The organism is Pseudoduganella sp. RAF53_2 (assembly GCF_052113985.1).
Classification (GTDB): domain Bacteria; phylum Pseudomonadota; class Gammaproteobacteria; order Burkholderiales; family Burkholderiaceae_D; genus Rugamonas.
In genome coordinates this window covers 1-5,823 of the sequence record NZ_JBFRDW010000376.1, presented here as the reverse complement: position 1 = coordinate 5,823, position 5,823 = coordinate 1, and the positions used below count along the sequence as shown (strand labels likewise).

At 60.9% G+C, this 5,823-nt stretch carries 4 protein-coding genes and 1 pseudogene; 3 read left to right on the top strand and 2 right to left on the bottom strand.

The features are described 5' to 3' along the window. Positions 1–484: thiamine pyrophosphate-dependent enzyme (locus tag AB4Z11_RS20435; protein WP_442027284.1), on the bottom strand; the 484-nt coding region annotated here is incomplete at its 3' end. 172 nt (positions 485–656) lie between these two features. Here AB4Z11_RS20435 and AB4Z11_RS20430 point away from each other — a divergent pair. Continuing rightward, positions 657–1,484: a hypothetical protein gene (locus tag AB4Z11_RS20430; protein WP_442027283.1), complete on the top strand. Its 828-nt coding sequence runs from the start codon at positions 657–659 to the stop codon at positions 1,482–1,484. Between the two features lie 90 nt (positions 1,485–1,574). After that, on the top strand, positions 1,575–4,223 hold the full coding sequence (locus AB4Z11_RS20425) for a DNA translocase FtsK (RefSeq protein WP_442027281.1): 2,649 nt from the start codon (positions 1,575–1,577) through the stop codon (positions 4,221–4,223). A 478-nt stretch (positions 4,224–4,701) separates the two neighbouring features. Here AB4Z11_RS20425 and AB4Z11_RS20420 read toward each other — a convergent pair whose 3' ends face one another. Beyond that, positions 4,702–5,646 carry an AraC family transcriptional regulator gene (locus tag AB4Z11_RS20420; RefSeq protein ID WP_442027280.1) on the bottom strand — a complete coding sequence of 315 codons (945 nt, stop codon included), beginning with the start codon at positions 5,644–5,646 and terminating at the stop codon, positions 4,702–4,704. 90 nt (positions 5,647–5,736) lie between these two features. Here AB4Z11_RS20420 and AB4Z11_RS20415 point away from each other — a divergent pair. Continuing rightward, positions 5,737–5,823, top strand: a pseudogene (locus AB4Z11_RS20415) (short-chain dehydrogenase/reductase); the annotation flags it as partial.

Below are 5,823 nucleotides of genomic sequence, written 5' to 3'. Positions count from 1 at the left end.
TGAGCGGGTCGCGTTCGTTCGACATCAGCTGGCAGATCATGTCGACCATCGGATAGTCGCGCACCACCAGAATGCTTTGCTGGCGGTAGGTGGGAAAGCACATGTCGTCTTCATTCAGCGCGAGTGCCTGCGCGGTGCCGATCGCCTCCTCCCCCAGGCTCTGCATGTAGAACGACATCTTCTTCTGGCGTTGCGCCATCAGCATTCGGCTATCGAAGATGCGGGTCTTCATCATGGCGCGCAAACCCTTGCGCACGACTTCGATATCGATCTGCGGCACCCAGGGGCCAACGGCATTGCCCTCGGCATCGAGCACGCTAATCAGGGAATACGCGAGATCGCGCGTTTCCATCGGAGGCACGTCAACTTCGGGACGGCGCACGGCACCGGCCGGTGACAGGCGCAGATAGGAAAAATCGGTGGCACAGCCTGGACGCCCCGTCGGTTCGGGCACGTGCAGGCGAAGCGGTTCGCCCTGACTCATTCTGATTCCTTCATATGCGATGGTGTCGCAGGAACAATCCTGGCGGACTTACCGCGGGTAGCGGCGGCCTGCCTGGGGCACAGAAATATTTCCTCGAAAGCAATCATAGCGTAGCACGCTTTTCCAGCCGCAAAAAGGGGAGCACAAGCAAAGCTGTGGTAATGTGCAGACCATGCCGCGCTTCACCCACTTTTTTGCTTCCCTGCTCATTCTGTCGTCCCCGGCACTCGCGCACGCCGAGACTCCGCCCAACGCCTCACCTCTTGAATTACGCATTCCCGTGGTATCCGATGGACATGCCACTTATTTCATACGCCTTCTGGAGGCGTCATTAACGCTGATTCATCAGCCTTACCGTATCCATTTCGTGAAGGATGTCCCGGCACGCCGCATGTGGACAATGCTGGGCAAAGGCGACATTAATCTTTTCTACGGATTGCAAAAGAGGGAAAGGGACATCGATAAAGACATCGTCCCGGTGCGCATCGGTTTGACCAATGGCTTGATCGGCCAGCGCGTATTCCTGATCCGCCCTACTGACGCAGCATCCTTTGCCGGCGTCAAATCCGTGTCCGATTTGAGGCAGACCAGGCTGGTCGCCGGTTTCGGCGAAGGATGGGGCGATGTAAAGATATGGAATAAGGCAGGTCTGCCGCTGTACGAGCACACCGCGCCGTGGAATACCATCTACGCAATGGTGGCAGCGGGAAACCGCCACGTCGATTATCTGCCGCGCGGCGTCATCGAAGTCATGCCCGAAGTGCGCCGGCATCCGGAATTAACGGTGGAACCGCGCCTGCTGGTGGAATATCGAGGCGACTTTGTTTTCTATTTATCGGCATCCGCCGCCAACTACCGGCCCATCATCGAGCGCGCCTTGAAGGAGGCGGAAGCTACCGGACTTAAAGCGCGCCTGATCGAGGAGAGTTTCGGCCCCGACATCAAAGCATTGGGCCTGGATCGCCGTATTCGCCTGCGCCTGTCTACCACTCCGGATTGAGCCGCCGCGAAAAAGCAGGTTCAGCGCTCGGGGTTGTGAAACGCGCGTGATAAACTTCGCACTTGCTTAAGATTCGAAGAAAGATTTTGAATGGCAGTGATGTCGTTGCTCGGTTGGTCGGTGTTTTGGTCACTTCCTTTAGTGTGGCGATTCGTTAAGGTCTTCCTGCTGAAACGGGGCACTTTGCTCGGCCAGGGCTTTATCCGCGTGGTCCTGGGCACGATGCTGATGCTGGCGGCGACCTTCTTCGCTTCGACTCTCGGCAAAGGCGCCGGATTGGCAGTGATGCTTGCCGCCGCGCCCTTCTTCGTGCCTTGGCTGATTGGCTATCGATCACTGGACCTGCTGTCCTGGTGCATCCGTGCGGTGGCCGGCGCCGAGGAGCCGGCTGCAGCGGAACGGCCGGCAACCCCACGTGCGGCACCCGCGCCCCGCGCGCCAACGTCTCGCACGCCTACGCCCCGCACGCCTAAGCGGCGTCCCGAGCGCCGCCCCGGCGAACCGCCGCCCGCAGCTGTCTTCGGGCCGCAGAATAGCAAAGCAAGCGCCACTCCGCCTGCGCGATCAAGCGAAGAATGGGCGCCGTTTGAAAGTATTCGCCCGACTTCCGCCATGCTGGCCCGCGCCAAGGCTGAGGAAGAAGCCAACGCGCGCATCAAGCAAGCTGAAATCATCAGGATCGTGAAACTGCCGCAGCCCGTGCCGCCGGCTGCGCCGAACATTGTGTCTGTGTCCGCCACTGCACCGGGGCATATCCCAGTGCCTGTGCGGCCCGCGCCCGAGTCGGCGCCTGCGCCTGCGCCTGCGCCGGTGTCGCCATTGCAGGAAGTGGTCATCATCGAGCACGCCGATGAGCCGGCGCAATTGGCATACGCCGCGCCAATGGAGATCCACGCAGAGCCGCAGTATGTCGAATGGCGCGAGGTCAAGCCTGCTCCACCACCACCGGCTCCGGCTTCGGCTTCGGCTTCGGCTTCGGCTTCAGTTTCGACTCCGGCTTCGGTTTTGGCTCCAACTCCGGCTTCGGTTTCGGCTCCGGTTTCGGTTCCGGCCCCGGCTACGAATCTGCTTCCGCCCCTGCCTCCACAAACGCCAGCGTCCGCAGCGCCGAGCGCGCCGCCTGTGTCAGAGCCGCCTGTGTCAGTGGTACCTGTGCCAGCACCACCTCCGCCAGCCCCCGCTGCGCCAGCGCACCCGCCCGTAGCGCCGCCACACGTTCCGGTCACCCCACCGGTCGCATACGCGCCGCCGCCCGAAAGCGACGTCGAGCTTCCTGGCCTCAACTTGCTGGCTCCGTGCACCGAAGTCTCCGTCGACATATCAACTTCCGAGCTTGCAGCAACCGGCGAGTTGATCGAACAACGGCTCAAGGAGTTCAAGGTGCCGGTGGCCGTGCTCGGCGCGTCCGCCGGACCGGTTATTACGCGCTACGAGATCGAACCAGCCATCGGCGTGCGCGGCGCGCAGATCGTCGCGCTGATGAAGGACCTATCGCGCGCACTCGCCGTGACCTCTGTCCGCGTGGTCGAAACCATCCCCGGCAAAACCTGCATGGGTCTGGAGCTGCCGAATGTCAGCCGCCAGATGATCCAGCTTTCGGAAATCCTGGCCTCGGACGCATACCGCAACTCGCGCTCCTTGCTTACGCTGGCAATGGGCAAAGACATCACCGGCGCCCCGGTAGTCACCGACCTCGCCAAAGCCCCGCACATGCTGGTCGCCGGCACCACTGGTTCCGGCAAATCGGTGGCGATCAACGCCATGATCGTGTCCCTGCTGTACAAGGCCACGCCTGAAGATGTGCGAATGATCATGATCGATCCGAAGATGCTGGAGCTGTCGGTCTACGACGGCATCCCTCACCTGCTGGCGCCCGTGGTCACGGATATGAAGCTCGCCGCCAACGCCCTCACCTGGTGCGTCGCAGAGATGGAGAAGCGCTACCGGCTGATGTCCGCGCTGGGCGTGCGCAATCTGGCCGGCTTCAACCAGAAGATCCGCGATGGCAGAGCCGCAGAAAAATACGTGACGAATCCGTTCTCGCTGACGCCCGACGCGCCCGAGCCGCTATCCACCCTTCCAACGGTCGTTGTGATCATCGACGAACTGGCGGATCTGATGATGGTGGCCGGTAAAAAGATCGAAGAACTGATTGCACGTCTGGCACAGAAAGCCCGTGCGGCCGGCATCCACCTGATCCTGGCCACCCAACGCCCCTCTGTGGACGTCATCACAGGCCTGATCAAAGCCAACATCCCTACCCGCGTTGCGTTCCAGGTTTCGTCCAAGATCGACTCCCGCACGGTGCTCGACCAGATGGGCGCGGAGACCTTGCTCGGACACGGCGATATGCTGTTCCTGCCACCGGGCAGCGGCTACCCGCAACGCGTGCACGGAGCGTTTGTATCAGACGAAGAAGTACACCGGGTGGTCGACTACCTGAAGCAGTTCGGCGAACCCGATTACGAAGAAGCCATCCTGGCCGGCGCGCCCGCCGAGGAAGCAGCCTCCGATCAGCCAACAGACCTGATTTCTGGCGAAGCCGATCCGCTCTACGATGAAGCGGTGGCCTGGGTCATTCGCAGCAGACGCGCTTCCATCTCCTCCGTCCAGCGCCAATTCCGCATCGGCTACAACCGCGCCGCGCGCCTGGTGGAAGACATGGAAAAGGCCGGCATCCTGTCATCCATGGCGACAAACGGCAGCCGCGAAGTATTGGTGCCCGCTTCCGCCGACTAGAATACGAGAATTCGAGGAATTCGGGATGGGTGACTTACGCAAACTTATATGATGGATAGTCCGTATACCCGGCAGCAGTACCGCCGTAGAACGTATTAATCAGAAGCCTGGCGCTGGGCGGCCGCGCCATCACCTACGACGGCCTGATTCTGGCACCGTTTTCGCTATACGCTTTTGAGGTCCTGATACGGGCCGACACAATTGGAAGCTACGCCTACCGCTACTTCTTCGAGCCACCGCCGGCAGACGGTTTGACCTTGTCAGCGCCCACGCAGGTGCTGGTGATTGCAAAGCGGGACGTGATGCTTACATGGTTTCAAGCTCTGAGCAGCTATGCCATATATCCTATGTATCGTGATTGCTTGAATCGCCAGCGCACTACCTGATCGGGGCGGCGACAGGGGTCTTCGCGCCCCAAGCACGCCGGTCACAACATTAATCACTCACAGCTTTACACAGTACCGCCTCCTCCACTCGCTTAGTGTGAGGAGACAAACTCGGCGCCGTCGAACGCTGGCGGAATGGCAAAATTCTCCCTCATGCGTTTGGCCTCCGCCGCCGGCGTCAAACCGAATTGCCGGCGAAACTCTCGACTAAACTGCGAGGGGCTTGTATAGCCGACGGCATAGCACGCGGCTTCAGCGGTAAGGTCTTGGCGTACCATGAGCAAGCGGGCCTGGTGCAGCCTGGTCGCCTTCAGGTATTGCATCGGCGACGTCTGCGTGATTGCCTTGAAATGGCTGTGAAACGCTGGAACGCTCATGCCCGCCTCCCGCGCCAGCTGCGCCAGGTCGAGCGCGTCCGCATAAGCGGTATGGATGCGGCGCAACGCGCGGCCAATCCTGCCGTACTGGCCTTTGAGCGCCAGGGCCTCCCGCATTGCGCGTCCCTGCGGGCCGGTGAGAACCCGGAAATACAGTTCGCGCAGCATCCCCGGCCCCAGTACGACGGCCTCCAGCGGCCGGCTCATGGTTTCCAGAAAACGCAGCACCGACGCTCTCATATCGGCATCGATTGGACTCGACACCATGCTTTGCGGCGCCTGGACCGGTTCATCCACGGCCTGGCGGTCGATTTGCAGCATGAGGTCCGCCGCGATGCCGAAGTCGAGGTGCAGATACAGCGCAAGTAAGGGCTGCACCGGTGTCGCCTCGGTCTCCATGTCGAACGGCACGGGAACGGACACGGCCAGGTAATGCTGCGCATCGTACACATACAGCTTGTCACCGAAGTAGCCGCGCTTGCAGCCCTGGCAAACGATCACGATACCTGGATCGTAGAGTACCGGCGTGCGCGTCAACGCCCGGTCGGAGCGCAATATCCGCACGCTGGGCAGCGCAGTCAGGTTGTAGCCCTCGACAGGCGCCAGTGTATGCAGCAGCTTGACCATCCGGCGCTGTGCCTGATTTACAGCCATGGACATAGTTTTAGGCAAGAAAAGTAGCCGAATATGGCTTAATGAATGAGTTGCCGAAGAATACCATGCAATCTCCTTCAACTTTGGGAAGCACATATGACAAGCAATAACCTCTTGCTGATCACCGGCGTCAGCAGCGGCTTTGGCCGCGCCCTTTCCGAGCATGCGTTGGCCCGCGGGCAC

Excerpts from the sequence above, each read along its gene's own strand:
- AB4Z11_RS20430 (WP_442027283.1), top strand. The coding sequence starts at position 657 with ATGCCGCGCTTCACCCACTTTTTTGCTTCCCTGCTCATTCTGTCGTCC.
- AB4Z11_RS20425 (WP_442027281.1), top strand. The coding sequence starts at position 1,575 with ATGGCAGTGATGTCGTTGCTCGGTTGGTCGGTGTTTTGGTCACTTCCT.
- AB4Z11_RS20420 (WP_442027280.1), bottom strand. The coding sequence starts at position 5,646 with ATGTCCATGGCTGTAAATCAGGCACAGCGCCGGATGGTCAAGCTGCTG.